Origin of the sequence: Polaromonas sp., assembly GCF_010365105.1 — a bacterium.
GTDB lineage: Bacteria > Pseudomonadota > Gammaproteobacteria > Burkholderiales > Burkholderiaceae_C > Polaromonas.
In genome coordinates this window covers 17089-37263 of sequence record NZ_JAAFGZ010000034.1, presented here as the reverse complement: position 1 = coordinate 37263, position 20175 = coordinate 17089, and the positions used below count along the sequence as shown (strand labels likewise).

The window sequence follows — 20175 nt, the reverse complement described above, 5'->3', positions numbered from 1 at the left end:
TCTTCAGTTCGATCGCATCCAGCTTGGCTTTTACGAAAAACCAGTCTTCTGAACCTATGACGCAGAATTGTGCAATTGGCTCTATTCAATAGCATTAAATGCGACTCACCCCGTTCACTCCCTGACCCGCGACGCAAATGTCTTGCGAAACTTCTCGACCTTCGGCCCGACGACAAAGGCGCAGTAGCCGCCGTTCGGATTGTTCTCGAAATAATCCTGGTGGTAATCCTCGGCGGGCCAGTAGTCGGCCAGCGGCAGCACCTCGGTGACGATCGGTTTGCCAAAGGTCTTGTCCTGGCTGGCTTCGCGGATGAAATCGTCGATCACCTCCTTCTGCTCGGGCGACGCGTAATAGATACCGCTGCGGTACTGCGTGCCCGCGTCGTTGCCCTGGCGGTTCAGGCTGGTCGGGTCGTGGATGACAAAGAATATCTCCAGGATTTCGCGCAGCGTGATATCGGCCGGGTCATAGGTCAGCTTGACGACCTCGTTGCAGCCGGTGCGGCCGGTGCAGACTTCTTCGTAACTGGGTCGCGCCGCCTGGCCGTTGCTGTAGCCCGACTCCACGTCGGTGACGCCGCGCACCTTGACATACACCGCCTCGGTGCACCAGAAGCAGCCGCCGCCCAAAGTGATGGTGTGTGATTCGCTCATGAGTAGGGTTTCCTTTTGTGACCAGCCACTTTAGCCGCTTGGCTGCGTGCTTGCATCGCGCACGGCATTGACGAATGACGCCAGTGCGGGATTGTCACGGGCGGTTTTCCACAGGCAATGGGTGTCGTAGGGCGTGGTGGCGCGGTCCAGCGGCACGAAAACCGTTCCCGCCATGGCCGAGCGGCTCAATGCCGCCGGCACCAGCGCCACGCCCATGCCCTGCGACACCAGCGACACCACGCTCAGCCAGTGGCGCAGCTCGTAACGGATCTCGGGGTGAAAACCCGCGTCGGTGCAGATGCCCAGGATGCGCTCATGGTAGTCAGGCGACACAGCGCGCGACACCACGGCAAAGGGCTCGCCCTGCAGCGCCTTGAGCGACAGCGTGTCCTGCTGCGCCAGCCGGTGGCCGGCCGGCAGGCAGCCAACCAGCGCCTGGCTGGACACCAGGATTTGCGACAGCTCGGGCGGCACGCGGGTGGTGTGGACAAAGCCGATGTCGAGCCGGTCATGCGCCAGTTCGACCAGCTGCTCGCTTGAACTGAGCTCCTTCAGCATCAGCCGCAGCAGCGGATGCTGCGCCTGGAAATGCTCCAAAATGTCGGGCAGGCCGCTGTACAGCATGGTGCCGGCAAAGCCGATCGCCAGGCTGCCGGCCATGCCCTGCCCCACGTCCCGCGCATGGCGGGCCGCCTGCGCCGCCTGGTCCAGCAGCGCCCGTGCGGCCGGCACAAAGGCCAGGCCCGCGGCGGTGAGCGTCACCTGCTTGCTGTTGCGGGTAAACAGCCGGGCGCCGATCGATGCTTCGAGCTGCTGGATGTTCAGCGACAGTGGCGGCTGCGAAATGGACAGCCGGCGCGCCGCACGGCCAAAGTGCAGTTCTTCAGCAAGAACCAGAAAATAGCGCAGGTGTCGGAATTCCATGGATACAAATAATATATCGTTGCATTGCTAATTGATATTGGACAAGTATTCATGATGGCCTAACAATCAGGCTAAATGCGAGTGTTGGGCAGGCAAAAAATGATTCCCCTACACTTTGCCCTAGCCCCCCATTCACCCGCCCCACCATCCCTCAAGGACTGCACCATGAAAACCAAATTCAACTGGGAAGACCCCCTTTTTCTGAACGATCAGCTGACCGAGGACGAGCGCGCGGTGCAGGAAGCGGCCCACACGTTCTGCCAGGAAAGGCTGCAGACCCGGGTGCTGATGGCCGCGCGCCATGAAAAGTTCGACCGCGAGATCATGACGGAAGCGGGCGCAATGGGCTTTCTGGGTTCAACGATTGAAGGCTACGGCTGCGCCGGCCTGAACTACGTCAGCTACGGCCTGGTGGCGCGTGAAGTCGAGCGCGTGGACAGCGGCTACCGCAGCGCCATCAGCGTGCAGTCTTCGCTCGTCATGCACCCGATCAACGCCTACGGCAACGAAGCGCAAAAGCAGAAATACCTGCCCAAGCTGGCAACCGGCGAATGGGTCGGCTGCTTCGGCCTGACCGAGCCCAACCACGGCTCTGACCCGGCCAGCATGCTGTCGCGCGCCAAACCGGTTGATGGCGGCTTCATCATGAACGGCGCCAAGATGTGGATCACCAACAGCCCGATTGCCGACGTGTTTGTGGTCTGGGCCAAGCTCGAAGACCCTGATGGCAAGGTCGGCGGCCAGGAAAGCATCCGCGGCTTCGTGCTCGAAAAGGGCATGAAGGGCCTGAGCGCCCCCAAGATCGAAGGCAAGATGAGCCTGCGCGCCAGCATCACCGGCGAAATCGTGATGGACGGCGTGTTTGTTCCGGAAGAAAACCTGCTGCCCAACGTCAGCGGCCTGAAGGGTCCGTTCGGCTGCCTGAACAAGGCGCGCTACGGCATTGCCTGGGGCGCGCTGGGCGCAGCAGAAGACTGCTGGCACCGTGCCCGCCAGTACACGCTGGACCGCGTGCAGTTTGGCCGCCCGCTGGCGCAAACCCAGTTGATCCAGAAAAAACTGGCCGACATGCAGACGGAAATCGCGCTTGGCCTGCAAGCCTGCCTGCGCGTCGGCCGCCTGATGGACGAAGACCGGGCCGTGCCCGAGATGATCTCGCTGATCAAGCGCAACTCGTGCGGCAAGTCGCTCGACATCGCCCGCATGGCGCGCGACATGCACGGCGGCAACGGCATCCATGACGAATACCACGTCATTCGCCACATGATCAACCTGGAAACCGTCAACACCTATGAAGGCACGCATGACGTGCATGCCCTGATCCTGGGCCGTGCGCAGACCGGGCTGCAGGCTTTTTATTGATCATTCATGACTTTTGCGCATGCCCCGCTTGTATGAGTAGCTATTAATTTTATAGCTATTGATGGAACTGGGTGTATTCAAGCCGCTGCTGACCAGTCTGGCCATGCCGCCGATGGCGCCGCTGCTGCTGGCGCTGTTCGGCGTGCTGCTGGACTGGCGCCGAAAACGCGGCGGCCTGGCGCTCATCGCGCTGTCGCTCGCGGCGCTCTGGCTGCTCAGCTGCCACGGCACGGCGGTGTGGCTGGCGCGCCATGCGCTGCCGCAGTTTGAGGCGGTGACCACTGCGCAACTCAAGGCAAATCAGGTTCAGGCTGTCGTCATCCTCGGCGGTGGCGTGCTGCCTGGCGCACCCGAATACGGCGGCGCGCCCCAGCCGTCCCCTGTCACCGCCGCCCGGCTGCGCTACGGCATCTGGCTGGCGCGCCAATCTGGCCTGCCGCTGGCCTTCAGCGGCGGCATCGGCTGGGCCGCCGACGGCATGCAGCCGGCGTCAGAGGCCGACGTGGCCGCGCGCGTGGCGCAGCAGGAGTTTGGCTTTGCATTGCGCTGGAGCGAAGCCGTGTCGCGTGACACCGATGGCAATGCGCGCCTGCTTGCGCCTGTGCTGATGCGCGAAGGCGTGCAGCGCATTGCGCTGGTCACCGATGCCTGGCACATGCCGCGCTCGGTGGCAGCTTTTGAGCGCGCCGGCTTCACGGTGACGCCCGCGCCGATGGGCTTCACGCTGCCCGTCGAAAGCCCGCTGCTGCAATGGCTGCCTTCCGCGCAGGGGCTGCTGGCATCGCGCCAGGTGTTGCGCGAATGCCTGGGCCTGGCGGTCGGGCAGTTCACGCCCCTGTGATTCCAGCGGGAGGTATTGCGCAGAAGCCGCCGGTATCATCAACGATGGCCATTCCGGTGCTTGCTCCCTACTCCCCTCCTCCATGAAAAAGTCACAGGGCTTCACCGTCCACGACGTTGCCCGGCTGGCCGGCGTGTCGGCCATGACCGTTTCGCGCACGCTCAACCATCCCGAAAAAGTTTCCCCCGACGTGCTGGCCCGGGTGCGCGAGGTCGTGACCCGCACCGGCTACGTGCCCAACGGCATGGCGCGCGGCCTGCGGTCCTCGAAGGCCCGGCTGGTGGCGACCGTGCTGCCGACACTGATCGGGCCGGTGTTTCAGGAAACCATCCGCGCACTGAACGAGGCCCTTGACGCGCAGGGCTACCAGCTCATGATCGGCCAGAGCGGCTACGACGCCTCGCGGGAAGACGCATTGCTCGACGCCATCATCCGCCGCCGCCCCGATGGCATCGTGCTGACCGGCATCATGCATTCGCCTGAAGGCCGGCGCCAGCTCCTAGCGTCGGGCATTCCGGTGGTGGAAACCTGGGACCTGACGCCCACGCCGATCGACATGCTGGTCGGCTTTTCGCATGAGCGCATCGGCCAGTCGGTGTGCCATTTCCTGTACAGCCGGGGTTACCGGCATCCGGCGTTCATCAGCGCTGGCGACGACCGGGCACGCCGCCGCATTGAAGGCTTTCAGGGCATGGGCCGCACACTGGGCCTGAACGAGGCGCCCACGCACTTCGTGCCAGCGCCCACCACCCTGGGCTCGGGCCGCGCCGGGCTGGTGGCCATTCTGGACGCGTACCCGCTTACCGACGCGGTGTTCTGCAGCTCCGACATGCTGGCCCTGGGCGTGCTGATCGAGGCGCAAACCCAAGGGCTGACCGTGCCGGGGCAGTTGGGCGTGATGGGCTTTGGCGACCTGGAACTGGCCGCCAGCCTGGAGCCGGCGCTGACCACCGTGCGCATCGACGGCACGCGCATGGGCCGCACCGCCGCGCAGTACATCGTGGACCGTGCCGAAGGCCGAAGCGTCAGCGAGCCGATTGTTGACATCGGCTTCGAGATCATCGAGCGCGCCAGCGCCTGAGTTCTGCCATTTCAGCTGCTCAAGCCACTCCAGCCCAGGGTTTACCCCATCCTCTCCTGTTTTTCAAAATGCTATCCTGCACGCCAATGTTATCGATAACATCGATGCTTAATAAAACTTTTTGCTGGCTGCAATTGCAATGCGGATGCCTTTTCCCACCCTTTTCAATAAACGCTCATGTCCACCCACTCCACACCGCTGATCACCAACCTGCAGGTGATCCCTGTCGCAGGCCGCGACTCGATGCTGCTCAACCTGAGCGGCGCGCACGGCCCTTTCTTCACGCGCAACCTCCTGATCCTGACCGACAACGCCGGGCGCACCGGCGTCGGCGAAGTGCCGGGCGGCGAAAAGATTCGCCAGACGCTGGAAGACGCCAAGGCGCTGGTCGTTGGCCAGCCGATTGGCAGCTACTTAAGCCTGCTGCAGCAAATGCACCAGCAGTTTGCCGACCGCGACAGCGGCGGGCGCGGGCTGCAGACCTTTGATTTGCGCACCACCATCCACGCCGTGACGGCCGTCGAGTCGGCGCTGCTTGACCTGCTCGGCCAGCACCTGGGCGTGCCGGTGGCGGCCTTGCTGGGCGAAGGCCAGCAGCGCGAAGCCGTCGAGATGCTCGGCTACCTGTTTTTTGTCGGCGACCGCACCCGGACCGGTCTGGCTTACCACAGCGAGCCCAATGCCGACAATGACTGGTCGCGCGTGCGCCACGAAACCGCCTTGACGCCCGAGGCCATCGTGCGCCAGGCCGAAGCCGCCCATGCGCGCTACGGCTTCAACGACTTCAAGCTCAAGGGCGGCGTGCTGCGCGGCGAGGAAGAAATCGACGCCGTGACGGCGCTGCACGAGCGCTTTCCACAAGCGCGGGTCACGCTGGACCCGAACGGCGGCTGGCTGCTGAAAGACGCCATTCGCCTGATGCGCGACATGAAAAACGTGGTGGCCTATGCCGAGGACCCGTGCGGCGCCGAAGACGGTTTTTCGGGCCGCGAGGTGATGGCCGAATTCCGCCGCGCCACCGGCCTGCCCACGGCGACCAACATGATCGCCACCGACTGGCGCCAGCTGACGCATGCGCTGTCGCTGCAGTCGGTGGACATTCCGCTGGCCGACCCGCACTTCTGGACCATGGCCGGCTCGGTGCGCGTGGCGCAGACCTGCCGCGACTGGGGGCTGACCTGGGGATCGCATTCGAACAACCACTTCGACGTGTCGCTGGCCATGTTCACCCATGTGGCGGCGGCCGCGCCGGGCCGCGTGACGGCCATCGACACGCACTGGATCTGGCAGGACGGTCAGGGCCTGACCAAAGAGCCGCTGCAGATCGTCGGCGGCCTGGTGGCGGTGCCCCAAAAGCCCGGCCTGGGCGTCGAGCTGGACATGGCCGAGGTCGAGAAAGCCCATCAGCTGTACAAGCAGCACGGCCTGGGTTCGCGTGACGACGCGGTTGCCATGCAGAGCCTGATTCCCAACTGGGCCTTCAACCCGAAGCGCCCGGCGTTCGACCGATAAGCGAGTACACATCGCGAAACCACCCTGCCCGTCTGTCGCGGCGCGCAAAACGGATGGCTATTTGTTGCTATATTATCAATAGCTAACCAGGCATGCCAGTCTTGCGCAAGAGGCGAATTTCATTCTGAAAAAAGTGTTGATGAGCTTAAAACGACAACTTACCAGGCGAAGGCGCCGCTGGCCTCTTTGCTCCATGAAATTTTTTTTGGTGGGCAGTTCACTCTTGCCGCATGGCGGGCCTTGCGGTTGACGGGACAAAGTCAAAAAGCTATATTACTAACCAGTCAGTCAGTAATATAGAAACCCATCCCTTTGCCAGCCGACACCTTACCCATCCAGGGCGCCAAACGCGAGCGCCGCAAGCAAGCCCGGCCCGGCGAACTGCTCGACGCCGCGCTCGACCTTTTTGTTGAAAAAGGCTTTGCCGCCACCCGCGTGGAAGAAGTCGCGGCGCGTGCCGGCGTGTCCAAGGGCACGCTGTTCCTTTACTTTCCCAGCAAGGACGAGTTGTTCAAGGCGGTGGTGCGCGAAAGCATTGCCGGTCGTCTGGTCGAGTGGAACAGCGACTTTGAAGTGTTCAGGGGCAGCAGCAGCGACATGCTGGCCTACTGCATGAACAGCTGGTGGGACCGTGTCGGCGCGACCAAGGCGTCGGGCCTGACCAAGCTGATGATGAGCGAGGCCGCCAACTTCCCGGACATTGCCGCTTTTTATCAGCATGAAGTCGTCCAGCCCGGCCATTCATTGATCCGCCGCATCCTGCAGCGTGGCATCGAGCGCGGCGAATTCCGCAGCATGGACCTGGACTATGCGGTGTACAGCGTGGTCGCGCCCATGGTCTTCATGATCCTGTCACAGCATTCGATGGGCGTGTGCATGCCCATCGATTGCCCGCTCGACCCCCAAAAATACATCGCATCGCAGCTGGGCATACTGCTGGACGGCATGCGCGCCGCGCCCGGCGACCCGGAGGCCTGAACCATGGAGCGCTCGATGCCGTGGGCGCGGGCCCTTTCGTTCACCAATGCCTGCGTTCCCGGCGGGCTGCAGGGTCTGGCGGTGCACAAAAGTGCTGTCCGTCACGGCCACTGGAACGATTTGGCGCAAGGGCTCCCGCGCAGGTTCCGGCGCAAACCGTCGCCGGCAGCGCAAGCCCCGGCGCACAATCAGCGTCAGGCTGGCGCAGCCCACGCCGTCTAAAATCAGCGGCTGCGCTGCATGTCCTCCTCTTTTCAATACCACCGCCTCACCCGCCAACTGCCATGAACTACGAACAAGCCCGCTTCAACATGATCGAGCAGCAAATCCGCCCCTGGGAAGTGCTGGACAGCCAGGTCCTTTCCCTGCTCGCACTGGTCCGGCGCGAGGATTTCGTCCCGCCGGCCTGCAGGGCGCTGGCCTTTGTCGATATGCAAATCCCGCTGCCACCGCAGCACAACCCCGGCCAGTGCATGCTCGAACCCAAGGTGGAAGCCCGCATCCTGCAGGACCTGTCCGTGCAAAAACATGAAAAGGTGCTGGAAATCGGCACCGGCTCGGGCTACATGACCGCCCTGCTCGCGCACCGCGCCCAACAGGTCATCACGCTGGAAATCGAGCCTGCGCTGGTCGAAACCGCACGCCGGAACCTGCAAAAGGCCGGCATCTACAACGCCGAAGTGCGCCTGGCCGACGGCGCAGCCAACCTGGCCGAAGCAGTGTCCGACAACGGCCCCCTGCGCGGCCCGTTCGACGTGATCGTGCTCAGCGGCTCGGTGGCTGAAGTGCCGCCGGCGCTGCTTGACCTGCTCAAGGTCGGCGGCCGCCTGAGCGCCATCGTCGGCTACGAGCCGATGATGCGCGCCACGCTCATCACCCGCGTCACCAAGGAGTCGTTTCGCACCTCGCAGGCCTGGGACACGGTTGCGCCCCGGCTGCTCAATTTCCCCGAGCCATCGACCTTCACTTTCTGACCGTCCAAATCCTCCGCAAGGCCAGCCGAATGATTTCTCAACTCCAACCCTCCGACTTTGCCGCCTGGCGCGACCGTGCCGCAGCCGGTCTGGCACCCACCGTCCTTCCTGTGGTGCTGGATGTGCGCGAACCCTGGGAGATGCAAACCGCTTCGGTCCGGGAAGACGGCTTCAGCCTGCTGGCCCTGCCCATGCGCGAGGTACCAAGCCGCCTGGCTGAACTGAAGGACACGCTCGGCACCACCCATCCCATCGCCTGCCTGTGCCACCATGGCATGCGCAGCCTGCAGGTGGCCAACTACCTGGCGCAAGGGGGATTTGCCGAAGTCGTCAACCTGCAGGGCGGCATTGACGCCTGGACGCAGCAGGTCGATCCGTCGGTTCCCCGCTATTAGGCGGCTTGTTGGCCGGCAGCGGCCGGACTTCCTTCCGTGCGCTGGCCACAGGGTCCGTTTTTTTTGATTCATTCAACCTCTGCAAGACCTCTATGACCCTGCTACCCCAACTGTCGGCACACCGCCTGTCAATGCTGCCCGTTTCGGTCGCATTTGCGCTGGCAAGCCTGGCGCCCCTGGCGCAGGCGCAGAGCCTGGTCGAGTTGTATGAATCAGCGCGCGCCTTTGACGCCACCTACCAGTCGGCCAAGCTGCAATACGACGCCAACCTGGCGCGTGCCGACCAGGCCAGGGCCGGCATTTTGCCAACCGCCGGCCTGTCGGCGGGCGCCTCGCGCGTCAACGTGGACAGCACCACGTCCCCGGCGGGCGGCGGCACCAGCTTCAACACCCAGAACGCCACGCTGAGCGCCAGCCAGCCCTTGTACCGTCCGGGCAACTGGGCCAACTACGAGCAGGGTTTCCGGCAGGTCGATCTGGCCCGCGCCCAAGTGGAAGCCGCTTCGCAGGACCTGATCGTGCGCACCAGCCAGGCCTACTTTGACGTGCTGGCAGCGCAAGACACACTGGCCTTTGTGCGCGCGCAAAAGGAAGCCGTCAACGAGCAACTGGCCTTTGCCAAGCGCAATTTCGAGGTCGGCACCTCGACCATCACCGACAGCCGCGAAGCCCAGGCGCGCTTTGACCTGGTAAGCGCCCAGGAAATCGCCGCCGAAAACGACCTGCGCGTGCGCAAGATCGCACTCGACCAGCTGGTCGGCATCACCGAATCACAGCCCCGTCCCCTGGCCGTTCCGGTGAACCTTCCCGACGTGGTGCCGGCTGAAGTCAGCACTTGGGTCAGCCAGTCCGAAGCGGTCAGCCCGGCGATTCGCCAGGCCAGAAGCAATGCCGAGATTGCTGATCTGGAAGTCAAAAAAGCCGAAGCCGGCCACAAACCCACGCTGGACGCCACCGCCAGCTACAACGTCACCAAAAACCCGACGAATACCGCGCAAGCCGGCATTTCCTCGCGCGCCAACACCGGCAGCGTCGGCCTGCTGCTCAATGTGCCGCTGTTCGCCGGTTTCTCGACGCAAAACCGCATCCGCGAAACGCTGGCGCTGCGCGACCGGGCGCTGAGCGACCTGGAAGGCACGCGCCGCAGCGTGTCGCAGAACGTGCGCACCGCCTATTTCGGCGTGCAATCGGGCCAGGGCCAGGTCCGCGCACTGGAAGCGGCCGAGCTGTCCAGCCAGAGCGCGCTGGACGCCAACAAGCTAGGCTACCAGGTCGGCGTGCGCATCAACATCGACGTGCTGAATGCCCAGAGCCAGCTGTTCCAGACCAAACGCGACCTGGCGCAGGCGCGCTACAACGTGCTGCTAGGCGGGCTAAGGCTGCGCCAGGCCAGCGGCACGCTGACGCCTGATGACCTGCAGCAGGTGAATAACTTGCTGGCCCGGTAGCCAGACACCCGCCCCGTTCCGACCCGCAAAAGCCGGACCCGTGCGCCCGGCGCCTTTCCTGCTGATTTTTTCGTGGATAACCTGAGCGCCATGGTTGACGAACTGCGCGCCGTGATGCACGAGCTCGACGCCATGCCCGGCATCCCGGCGGCAGAGGTCGAGCAGTCCAAAGCGCTGTGGAAAGGCTTGATTGCGCCCAAGCTCAATTTTCTGTCGGGCACGCTCAGCTTCATCTGTACCCGTCGTGCGCTGATGGCCGAAGCAAAAGCGCCACGCTCGAGCAGATTGAAGCCTGTGCCCAGGGTTACCGCTTTTTTCATTTTGAAGTGGCCTTTCCCGAAGCCTTTGCCTGCGACCAAAAGGCTTTGATTCCATTTCTAAAACATTTCGATGATCAGGCGCGAAGCCGCAGACAGTGCTGCAGCACGGCAAGGCAAAGCAACGACATATCCGAAGGATTTAAAAATGGAATCACCGAAAATTCGTTTTCGCCATCGCCCTCCCCTGCGCGCTGGTGAAGGATATCCTTCGAGACTGTACGCATTCATCTGGCCTTGACATTGCGCAATCCCGGCCGTCGCTCCTGCGGCATATTTGATGACAGGGGTGCGTCGCCGCCCAGCGTCCACGCCTGAACCACGGAACTATTGAAACATCTCAGCAAAGGGGAATTCATGGACAAGCCCTGGCTAGCTCAGTACCCGGCCGGCGTTCCGGCCGAGATCGATATCCACCAGTTCGCGTCGCTCAAGGACGTTCTTGCGGCCAGCTGTGTGCGCTTTGCCGACTTGCCGGCCTACCAGTCGATGGGCACGGCGATGACTTTTCGCCAGCTTGACGACGCCAGCTGCGCCTTTTCCGCCTGGCTGCAGAAGGTGGCCGGGCTCAAGCGCGGCGATCGCGTCGCGCTGATGATGCCGAACCTGCTGCAGTACCCGGTGGTGCTGTTCGGCGTGCTGCGCGCCGGCATGGTGGTGGTCAACGTCAACCCGCTCTACACGCCGCGCGAACTCAAGCACCAGCTGATCGACTCTGGCGCCACGGCCATCGTGGTGCTGGAGAACTTCGCGCACACGCTGGAGCAGGTGATAGCCGCCACGCCGCTGCGCACGGTGGTCACGACGCAGGTGGGCGACCTGCTGCCACCGCTCAGGCGGCTGCTGACGAACGCCGTGGTCAAGCATGTGAAAAAGCTGGTGCCGCACTGGCAGCTGGCCGGTGCCGTGGACTTCAGGCGCGCGCTGGCAGACGGCCGTGCACTGCTACCGGACGAGTTGCTGCTGACGCACGACGATCTCGCCTTCCTGCAATACACCGGCGGCACCACGGGCGTGGCCAAGGGAGTGATGCTGAGCCACGGCAACATGGTGGCCAACGTGTTGCAGGTGGCCGCCTGGATGTCGCCCAACCTGAGCGATGGCAAAGAGATTTTGGTCATTCCGCTGCCGCTGTACCACGTGTTTGCACTGACGGGCGCGCTGGCCTTCTTCAGTATTGGCGCGCAAACGGTTCTGGTCGCCAATCCGCGCGACATGCCGGCTTTCCTCAAGGTGCTCAGGGAGTCGCGTTTCACCGCGATCATCGGCGTGAACACGCTGTTCCGCGCGCTGCTTGACGCGCCGGGCTTTGCCAATGTTGAACTGCGCCAGCTCAAGCTCGTGGTGGCCGGGGGCATGGCCGTGCAGAACGTGGTGGCCCATCGCTGGAAGGAGCGCGCGGGCGTTCCGCTGGTGGAAGGCTACGGCCTGACTGAAACCGCCCCGGTGGCCATCGCCAACCCGGTCACCATCCAGGAGTGGAGCGGCCAGATCGGCGTACCAGTCCCGAGTACCGAGGCAGCCATTCTTGACGATGAAGGCGGGCCGGTCGCGCTGGGCCAGGTCGGCGAGATCTGCCTGCGCGGCCCGCAGGTGATGAGCGGCTACTGGCAACGGCCCGACGAAACTGCCAGGGTGTTTACGGCCGACGGCTGGCTGCGCACCGGCGACATGGGCATGATGGATGCACGCGGCAGCATCCGCATCACCGACCGCAAGAAAGACATGATCGTGGTGTCCGGGTTCAAGGTGTTTCCCAATGAGATCGAAGACGTGCTGACGATGCACCCCGGCGTGCTGGAGGCCGCAGCAATTGGCGTGCACGATGAGCGATCAGGCGAAGCCGTCAAGGTGGTGGTGGTGCGCCAGGACCCGGCGCTGACCGAGGCCGCGCTGCTTGCGCACTGCAGGCTGCATCTGACCGGCTACAAGATGCCGCGCATCGTCGAGTTCCGCACGGAGCCACTGCCCAAGACCCATATCGGCAAGATCCTGCGCCGCGCGCTGCGTGACGACAGTGCGGCTGTACCTGTTGCGGCGGCATGATGACGCCAAGCACTTCTTATCACCCGCGCAGCCTGCGCTTGCGCGATGGCCGCGAAGTGTTGCTGCGCGCGGCGGTGTCGAGTGATGCGGCGGAGATCGTCCAGGCCTTTGAACGCCTGTCAGCCGATTCACGCTACAAGCGTTTCATGCAGCACAAGAAGCAACTCAATCCTGCGGCGCTCGAACGCGGTGTGCATCCGCAACCCGGTCGCGATTTCATGTTGCTGGCCACGATCCCGGCGGCCGACGGTATCGACATCGTGGGCGGCGCGCAATACGTGCGGGCAGGCGAGAACAATACCAGCACCTGCGAGTTCGCAATCACCGTGGCCGAAGACTGGCGCGGCAGTGGACTCGCCACCGACTTGCTGGCCAGCCTGGTGCACCGCGCGCCGCACGATGGCTACACAGTGATGGAAGGCAGCGTGATGGCCCAAAACATGCCGATGCTCGCGCTGGCGCGAAAGCTCGGTTTCCAGGTCGAGCCGGTGCCGGAGGATGGCACCGTGGTGCGCGTGACGCGCGCGCTGAAGCAGGAAATGCTGCCGCCTGTGCCGGTCAAACCGGCTGCAAAAAATGCTGCAACGCCACCACCGTCCGGTCCGTAGCCCCCCGGTTGCGTGCCGCGAATGCCAGCCCGGCGGCCACGGCTTTGCCCAGCGCCGCCGAATCCCCAGCCAGCGCCAACCCGGCCTGCACCGCTTCAGCCATGCCGGCCACGCGCAGCGCTGCACCCTCGGCCTCGGCCAGCGCGGCCGCCTCCAGAAAATTGAAGGTGTGCGGCCCCATCACCACCGGGCAGCCGCAGGCGGCGGCTTCGATCAGGTTCTGGCCACCCAACGGGGCAAAGCTGCCGCCCAGCAAGGCCACATCGCCCAAACCGTAGTACAGCGCCATCTCACCCAGCGAATCGCCAAGCCAGACATCGGCTGTCATGGCCCCCACGCTTGCCACTGCATGTGCTGCGCTGGCGGCCGAAGGGGCTGGCCTTGCTTGGGGCAGCCCGGCGCTGGCAGCCGTAGCATCCACGCTGTCGGCGGGGCTGCCCGCCCACTGCGAACGGCGCGACACGGTCAAGCCGTGTTGCGCGGCCAGCGCGGCCACTTCGTCAAAGCGCTGCGGATGGCGCGGCACGATCAGCGCCTTGAACGCCTTGCTTGATTGATAAGCTACTGAATTCATAGCTGCCTGCGCTCGTCCCGCCTGCGAAAAGGCACTTATTTGCTTGAGAAATTCGTCTTCTTCGCCTTCCCGCGAGCTGGCGAACATCAGCACCGGCTGCGCCAGCGTTTCGCGCCACTTCCGGCCTCTGGCCAGCTGGGCGGCGTCCGGCGTGGCGTCGAACTTCAGGTTGCCGAACACGCCAGCGACCGGCGCGCCCAGCAGGCGAAAGCGCTGGGCGTCTTCTTCGGTTTGCGCGTAAACCGCCGACAGCGCACCATAGGCTGGCAGCGACAAGGCCGACAGACGCAGCGCCTGCTTCAGCGATTTGGCCGACAGGCGGCCGTTGACCAGCACCAGCGGCATGCCGCGCCTTTTGGATTCGGCCACGGTGTTGGGCCAGATTTCGGTTTCCATCAGCAGGCCCAGGCGCGGCCTGAAGTGGCTGAAAAAACGCACCACCGCCGCCGGGCTGTCCCACGGCTGCCAGACCTGCACGTCGCCGGGCCGGCCGATGGACTTGAGCAGCGCCCGGCCCTCTTCGCGGCCGGTGGCGGTGCCATGCGTGAGCAGCAGGCGCAGCGCCGGATGCTGCGCGCGCAGCGACCTGAGCAGCACGGCAGCGGTGCGGGTTTCGCCCAGCGACACGGCATGCACCCAAACCAGTTCGGAGGCTGTTTCAGGCGGCTGGCGGTAGTGGCCAAAGCGCTCCTCAACCGCTTCCAGGTAGCCCGGTTCCACACGCCCGCGCCGCGCCAGCTTGCGCCGCAGCAGCGGCTGGCCGAGCGTCATGAGCACCGAATACAGCGCGCCTGCCCAGCCGCTCATGCGCCGTCAGCCCCGCACGCCGACCATTCCAGCACCTCGGATGGCTGGTCCCGCGCCCCCTTCAAGGTTTCCAGGCAACCCAGCCAGGCTTGCCAGACCTGGTCCACGCCGGGCTCGGGCGCGGCATACACACTGACCTGCCGACCGCTGGCCGCGTCGGGTCCGGTACGCCAGGCGGTGTCGAAGTTGTAGACCTGCACATGCGGCAGGTCCAGCGCCACGGCGATGTGGCTGACGCCGCTGTCCACGCCGATGACGCCGGCGCACTGGGCCAGCTCGTTCGTCAGCGCATCGAGCGCCAGCAGCGGCAGGACGACGGCATGGCCGGGCGCGCTTTCATTGAGCGCCCTGGCAATCGCCTGGCTCTTGAGCTTTTCTTTTTCATTGCCGTGGGGCAGCGCAATCTGGTAGCCGGCAGCATTCAGGCGGTGGCCCAGGGCCGTCCAGTGTCCCAGCGGCCATTCCTTGTCGGCGCGCGATGTGCCATGCACGAAAGCCACCCTGTTTGCTATTCTTTCAGGAGCTGAAAGGGTCCGTCCTGCTTGCGCAGGATGCCTTTTCAACCCGTAATCCGGGCTGGGTGCAAGGCAATAGCCCAGTGCCCGGGCCGCCAGTTCGCGCGAGCGCTGCACGGCGTGGATGTGCGGCTTGATGCGAATCGCCACGTCGGCCACCCAGCGCGTGGGAGCTTCGTAGCCGGAACCGTCGGTCTGGTTGCCCAGTGCGTAACGCTTGCCGCCGGGTGCCAGCCGTGCCAGCCACGCCACCACGGCGGATTTGGTCAGGCCCTGCAGGTCGATGATGGCGTCGTACTCGGTCTGCCGCAGGTCGGCCTTGAATGCGCTCCACTGCTGGCGCGTCATCTTCGACAGCGGCGACTTGCGCCAGCGCCGGATTTCGCACGGAATGATGCGATGCAGCCCGGGATGCAACGCCAGCACGGACGCAAACGATTTTTCAACCACCCAGTCGATGCGCGCATCCGGCAGGGCCGCGAGAATGTCCTGCACCACCGGCAGGGCATGCACGACGTCGCCGAGGGACGACAGCTTGACGAGGAGGATTCGAACCCCCGCGCTCCCCGCTTCGCGTGGTTCGCTGCCCTCCGAGGGGGCTGCTCTGCCTGTGGCCCGGCAAAGCCGGTTCCACGGCCCTGACTGGACTGGAGAAGGTCCCTCCACGCTCCCTGCTGACTGTATTGCGCTATGCACTTCTATATTCAATGCGCCGGCGCGGCAAACACCGCATCGGGCTTGACGCTGCGCAGCAGCACCAGCATGTCGGCCTGGATGCGGTCCAGCGCCGCCTGCGTCTGGCCCTCGAAGCGCAGCACCAGCACCGGCGTGGTGTTGGACGCGCGGATCAGGCCAAAGCCGTCCGGCCAGTCCACGCGCACGCCGTCGATGGTCGAAATCTTGGCGGGCGCGTCGAAATGCGCGGCCTTGATGAGCGCGGCCACGGCCGTGTGCTGCTCGCCTTCGGCGCAGGGCACGTTGATCTCGGGCGTGCTGAAGCTGGTCGGCAGGCTGTTGAGCAGCACGCCGGCGTCAGGTGCCTTGCTGACGATTTCCAGCAAGCGGCAGCCGGCGTAGGTGCCGTCGTCAAAACCGTACCAGCGTTCCTTGAAGAAGATGTGGCCGCTCATTTCGCCACCCAGCGGCGAATTGACTTCCTTCATCTTGGCCTTGATCAGCGAATGGCCGGTCTTGTACATCAGCGGCACGCCACCGGCCGCTTCAATCTCGGGCGCCAGGCGCTGCGAGCATTTCACGTCATAGACGATGGTGCCGCCCGGCACGCGGCTCAATACGTCTCTGGCAAACAGCATCATCTGGCGGTCGGGGTAGATGTTCTGGCCTTCCTTGGTGACGATGCCCAGGCGGTCGCCGTCGCCGTCGAAAGCCAGGCCGAGTTCGGCGTCGCCAGCCTGCAGCGCCTTGATCAGGTCCTGCAGATTCTCGGGCTTGCTCGGGTCGGGATGGTGATTCGGAAAGTTGCCATCGACCTCGCTGAACAGCTCGGTCACTTCGCAGCCAATAGCCCGGAAAACAGCCGGGGCCGTGGCGCCGGCAATGCCGTTGCCGCAATCAACCACGATCTTCATCGGCCGGGCCAGCTTGATGTCCGACACGATGCGCGCCTGGTAAGCGGCCGTCACGTCTTCGGTGCGCACCGAGCCGCCGTCCTTTAGCGCCCAGGTCTCGCCTTCCATCATGGCGCGGATCGCCTGGATGTCGTCGCCGTAAATGGCGCGCCCGGCCATGACCATCTTGAAGCCGTTGTAGTCCTTGGGGTTGTGGCTGCCGGTGACCTGGATGCCGGAGTTGCACAGCGTGTTGGCGGCAAAGTACAGCATCGGCGTGGTGACCATGCCGACATCGATCACCTCGATGCCGGCAGCTGCCAGGCCGCGCATCAAAGCAGCGCTGAACGACGGACCGCTGAGCCGGCCGTCGCGCCCGACCGCCACCGCCGTCTCGCCCTGCGCCAGCGCAAGGGTGCCAAAGGCCTTGCCAATGGCCTCGGCAACGTCCTCGGTCACGGTGGCGGGCACGACGCCCCGGATGTCATAGGCCTTGAAAATCGAAGCGGCTACTTGCATGGTGGGGCTCTTTTTAAAGGGGTGGCGGCGCTACAGGGCCGGAGTGCAGAAAAAGAAAAAAACAATGCCTGTCAATTTTATACAGCAGCTGCTGTTGCGAGGAACCCGCAAGCGGCGGGACAAACGGACGTGATGGACCTTATTTATACACGCGCCTGGCTAGCAGACGCCGCCCTGGTGTCCTGGTACAAGGACATGTACTGCGCAGCGGCGGCTTCCCATGAAAAATTCTGCGCCATGCCGCGCAGCATCATTTGACGCCAGAGCGCAGGCTGGCCGTAGGCAGAGACCGACTGGTGCAGCGCCTGCGCCAGGGCGGCGGGCGTGGCCGGGCCGAAGCTGAAACCGGTGGCCTGGTCGTTCAGCATCGTGGCCTGCGTGGCGCCAACCACCGTGTCGGCCAGGCCGCCGACCTGCCGCACCACCGGCACCGTGCCATAGCGCAGCGCGTAAAGCTGGGTCAGGCCGCAAGGCTCGAAACGCGACGGCACCAAAATGGCATCGGCGCCGGCCATCATGCGGTGCGCCAGCGCCTCGTCATACACCAGCCGTACCGCCACACGGCCAGGATGCACGGCCGCCGCCTGGGCAAAGGCGGTTTCGAGCGCCGGATCGCCATTTCCCAGGACGGCCAGCTGGGGGCCGCCCGCCGCCGGAAAATCGAGCAGCGCTGGCAAGGCGTCAAGCAGCAGGTCCAGCCCCTTTTGCGACGTCAGCCGGCTGACGACGGCAAACAGCGGCGCGCCGGCATCGACGTTCAAGCCGAGTTCTTGCTGCAGGGCCGCCTTGCACAGCGCCTTGCCGTCCAGCCGGTCGGCCGAATACGGCGCGGCGGTCAGCAGATCGGTGGCCGGGTTCCAGATGTCGCCGTCCACCCCGTTCAAAATACCGGACACGTCCGTTCCACGGGCGCGAATCACGCCGTCCAGGCCGCAGCCAAAGGCATCGGTGGCAATTTCTTGCGCATAGGTCGGGCTGACCGTGGTGATGCGCCGGGCATATTTCAGGCCGGCCTTCATGAAGGACAGCTGGCCATGGAATTCGAGCCCGACCGGCACCATCAGGCGCGACGGCAGGCCGAGCAGGTGAAAGTCGCCCTCGTCAAACAAGCCCTGGTAGGCCAGGTTGTGAACCGTGAAGACCGTGGCTGCGCGGGTGGCCGGATGGCAGGCGACATAGGCGCAAGCCATGGCGGCATGCCAGTCGTGGGCGTGGAGCACATCGGGCGTCCAGTCAGGGTCAAACTCGCCAGCGGCAAGGTGCGCAGCCACCCAGCCCAGCAGGCCAAAGCGCTGCAGGTTGTCGGGCCACTCGCTGCCACCCGGCATCAGGTAGGGATTACCCGGCCGCTGGTAAAGATAGGGCGCGTCAATCACATAGACAGCGATGCCGTTATGCGCCAGCCGGCCCAGGCGCAGCGTGACGCGGCCGGCGCCGAAAATGGCGCCCAGCTCGCACACAATCTGCTGGCCTTCAACGCCTTTCAGGATGTCGGGCAGGCCCGGCAGCACCAGCCGGACATCGGCACCGACAGCAATCAGGGCCTCAGGAAGCGCGCCGACCACATCGGCCAGGCCGCCGGTCTTGATAAGCGGAAACACCTCGGCAGCGGCATGCAGGACTTTCATGCGGCAATCTTGTCCAGCATGCTCCGGGTGACCAGCGTGATGCCGTTCGGGCTGCGGTGAAAGCGCTGGCTGTCGAGTTCGGCGTCTTCGCCGATCACCATGCCGTCGGGAATGCTGCAGCCCCGGTCCACCACCACGCGGTTCAGGCTGGCGCCGCAGCCCACTTGCACGCCGGGCAACAGCACCGACCAGTGGACCCTGGCATGGGAATGCACGCGCACGCTGGAAAACAGCACCGAGCGGAACACATAGCCCGACACGATGCAGCCGCCCGAGACGGTCGATTCAATCGCCATGCCGCGCCGGTCTTTTTGGTTATGGACGAACTTGGCCGGTGGCAGCTGCGCCTGGTAGGTCCAGATCGGCCAGTGCTGGTCGTACAGGTTGAGTTCGGGTTCGGTCGCGGTGAGGTCGATATTGGCCTCCCAATAGGCGTCGATGGTGCCCACGTCGCGCCAGTAGGGCTCGGCCACGTCGCTGGACGGCACGCAGCTCAGCGCGAACGGATGGGCAGCAACCTGGCTGTTCTTCACGGCGCGCGGAATGATGTCCTTGCCAAAATCGTGGCTCGAATCGGGGTCATTGATGTCGCGCGCCAACTCCTTGTAGAGGTATTCGGCGTTGAAGATGTAGATGCCCATGCTGGCCAGCGCCATGTCGGGGCGGCCCGGCATGGCGGGCGGGTCGGCGGGTTTTTCAAGGAATTCGGTCACCATGCTGTTTTCATCCACCGCCATGACGCCGAAAGCGCTGGCCTCAAGGCGGGGCACGGCAATGCAGCCGACGGTGCAGTCGCGGCCCTTGGCCACATGGTCGGCCAGCATCAGCGCGTAGTTCATCTTGTAGATATGGTCTCCGGCCAGCACCACGATGTAATCGGCGCCGTAGCTCTCCAGGATGTCGTAGTTCTGGTGTACCGCATCGGCCGTTCCCCGGTACCAGCTCTCGTCGTCATTGCGCTGCTGGGCGGGCAGCAGATCGACAAATTCGTTCATCTCGGTTTTCAGGAAGGCCCAGCCGCGCTGCAGGTGGCGCAGCAGGCTGTGCGACTTGTACTGCGTGATAACGCCAATGCGCCGGATGCCTGAATTGAGGCAGTTGGACAGCGCGAAATCGACGATGCGGAACTTGCCGCCGAAATACACCGCCGGCTTGGCCCGGCTGTCGGTCAGGTTCATCAGGCGGCTGCCACGGCCGCCGGCCAGCACCAGGGCAATCGCCCGTTTCGGCAAATCAAGGCTTTGGGCTAGTTCGTTCGGTTTCATTGTTTCCTGGCATGGGAGTGATGAAGGGCGTCACCATCTTAATACTGCAAACCGAGCCGACACAGGCTTTGGACAAGACAAAACCGTACGCCAACCGCCTGCTGCGCCGTGGGCCGGCACCCTTGATTGCGTTCCCGCCGCTCCCCTCAAGGTCGGGCC

At 64.4% G+C, this 20175-nt stretch carries 18 protein-coding genes; 11 read left to right on the top strand and 7 right to left on the bottom strand.

Going from position 1 to position 20175, the window contains the following annotated elements:
• Nucleotides 1-114 precede the first annotated feature (114 nt).
• Nucleotides 115-654 (bottom strand): peptide-methionine (S)-S-oxide reductase MsrA, encoded by a 540-nt coding sequence (msrA, locus tag GZ092_RS17625; protein WP_293638316.1) that lies wholly within the window; start codon nt 652-654, stop codon nt 115-117.
• 30 nt (nt 655-684) lie between these two features.
• Nucleotides 685-1578, bottom strand: coding sequence for a LysR substrate-binding domain-containing protein (locus GZ092_RS17620; RefSeq protein WP_293638315.1), 894 nt, complete (start codon nt 1576-1578; stop codon nt 685-687).
• A 165-nt stretch (nt 1579-1743) separates the two neighbouring features.
• Here GZ092_RS17620 and GZ092_RS17615 point away from each other — a divergent pair, with 165 nt between their 5' ends.
• The 11 genes from GZ092_RS17615 to GZ092_RS17565 all read left to right on the top strand — a co-directional run bounded on the left by GZ092_RS17615 (nt 1744) and on the right by GZ092_RS17565 (nt 13140).
• Nucleotides 1744-2940 (top strand): acyl-CoA dehydrogenase, encoded by a 1197-nt coding sequence (locus GZ092_RS17615; protein ID WP_293638314.1) that lies wholly within the window; start codon nt 1744-1746, stop codon nt 2938-2940.
• Between the two features lie 61 nt (nt 2941-3001).
• Nucleotides 3002-3781 carry a YdcF family protein gene (locus GZ092_RS17610; RefSeq protein WP_293638313.1) on the top strand — a complete coding sequence of 260 codons (780 nt, stop codon included), beginning with the start codon at nt 3002-3004 and terminating at the stop codon, nt 3779-3781.
• An 82-nt stretch (nt 3782-3863) separates the two neighbouring features.
• On the top strand, nt 3864-4862 hold the full coding sequence (locus GZ092_RS17605) for a LacI family DNA-binding transcriptional regulator (RefSeq protein WP_293638312.1): 999 nt from the start codon (nt 3864-3866) through the stop codon (nt 4860-4862).
• Between the two features lie 177 nt (nt 4863-5039).
• Nucleotides 5040-6374: a glucarate dehydratase gene (gene gudD, locus GZ092_RS17600; protein WP_293638310.1), complete on the top strand. Its 1335-nt coding sequence runs from the start codon at nt 5040-5042 to the stop codon at nt 6372-6374.
• Between the two features lie 312 nt (nt 6375-6686).
• Nucleotides 6687-7352, top strand: a complete 666-nt coding sequence (locus tag GZ092_RS17595; protein WP_293638308.1) for a TetR/AcrR family transcriptional regulator — start codon at nt 6687-6689, stop codon at nt 7350-7352.
• Nucleotides 7353-7636: 284 nt separating this feature from the next.
• The gene (locus GZ092_RS17590; protein WP_293638307.1) at nt 7637-8326 is read left to right on the top strand and encodes a protein-L-isoaspartate O-methyltransferase; all 690 of its coding nucleotides are present in this window, start codon (nt 7637-7639) and stop codon (nt 8324-8326) included.
• Nucleotides 8327-8355: 29 nt separating this feature from the next.
• Nucleotides 8356-8721, top strand: coding sequence for a rhodanese-like domain-containing protein (locus GZ092_RS17585; RefSeq protein ID WP_293638306.1), 366 nt, complete (start codon nt 8356-8358; stop codon nt 8719-8721).
• Between the two features lie 92 nt (nt 8722-8813).
• On the top strand, nt 8814-10169 hold the full coding sequence (locus GZ092_RS17580; protein WP_293638305.1) for a TolC family outer membrane protein: 1356 nt from the start codon (nt 8814-8816) through the stop codon (nt 10167-10169).
• 132 nt (nt 10170-10301) lie between these two features.
• The gene (locus GZ092_RS17575; RefSeq protein ID WP_293638304.1) at nt 10302-10538 is read left to right on the top strand and encodes a hypothetical protein; all 237 of its coding nucleotides are present in this window, start codon (nt 10302-10304) and stop codon (nt 10536-10538) included.
• 305 nt (nt 10539-10843) lie between these two features.
• Nucleotides 10844-12532, top strand: coding sequence for an AMP-binding protein (locus GZ092_RS17570; RefSeq protein WP_293638302.1), 1689 nt, complete (start codon nt 10844-10846; stop codon nt 12530-12532).
• Nucleotides 12529-13140 carry a GNAT family N-acetyltransferase gene (locus GZ092_RS17565; RefSeq protein WP_293638300.1) on the top strand — a complete coding sequence of 204 codons (612 nt, stop codon included), beginning with the start codon at nt 12529-12531 and terminating at the stop codon, nt 13138-13140. The genes GZ092_RS17570 and GZ092_RS17565 overlap by 4 nt, the downstream gene beginning before the upstream one ends.
• Here GZ092_RS17565 and GZ092_RS17560 read toward each other — a convergent pair.
• From GZ092_RS17560 to glgC, 5 genes are all read right to left on the bottom strand, one after another.
• The gene (locus GZ092_RS17560; protein ID WP_293638298.1) at nt 13091-14521 is read right to left on the bottom strand and encodes a 3-deoxy-D-manno-octulosonic acid transferase; all 1431 of its coding nucleotides are present in this window, start codon (nt 14519-14521) and stop codon (nt 13091-13093) included. The two genes, GZ092_RS17565 and GZ092_RS17560, sit on opposite strands and share 50 nt — an antisense overlap.
• On the bottom strand, nt 14518-15585 hold the full coding sequence (gene waaC, locus GZ092_RS17555; protein WP_293638319.1) for a lipopolysaccharide heptosyltransferase I: 1068 nt from the start codon (nt 15583-15585) through the stop codon (nt 14518-14520). The genes GZ092_RS17560 and waaC overlap by 4 nt, the downstream gene beginning before the upstream one ends.
• Before the next feature lie 155 nt (nt 15586-15740).
• A complete protein-coding gene (locus GZ092_RS17550) occupies nt 15741-17123 on the bottom strand; it encodes a phosphomannomutase/phosphoglucomutase (RefSeq protein ID WP_293638297.1) in 1383 nt (460 codons plus the stop codon).
• Between the two features lie 143 nt (nt 17124-17266).
• Nucleotides 17267-18751: a glycogen synthase GlgA gene (gene glgA / locus GZ092_RS17545; protein ID WP_293638295.1), complete on the bottom strand. Its 1485-nt coding sequence runs from the start codon at nt 18749-18751 to the stop codon at nt 17267-17269.
• Entirely contained in the window at nt 18748-20016 is a 1269-nt protein-coding gene (gene glgC / locus GZ092_RS17540) for a glucose-1-phosphate adenylyltransferase (protein ID WP_293638293.1), read from the bottom strand. Before glgC ends, glgA begins: the two co-directional genes overlap by 4 nt.
• Nucleotides 20017-20175 lie beyond the last annotated feature (159 nt).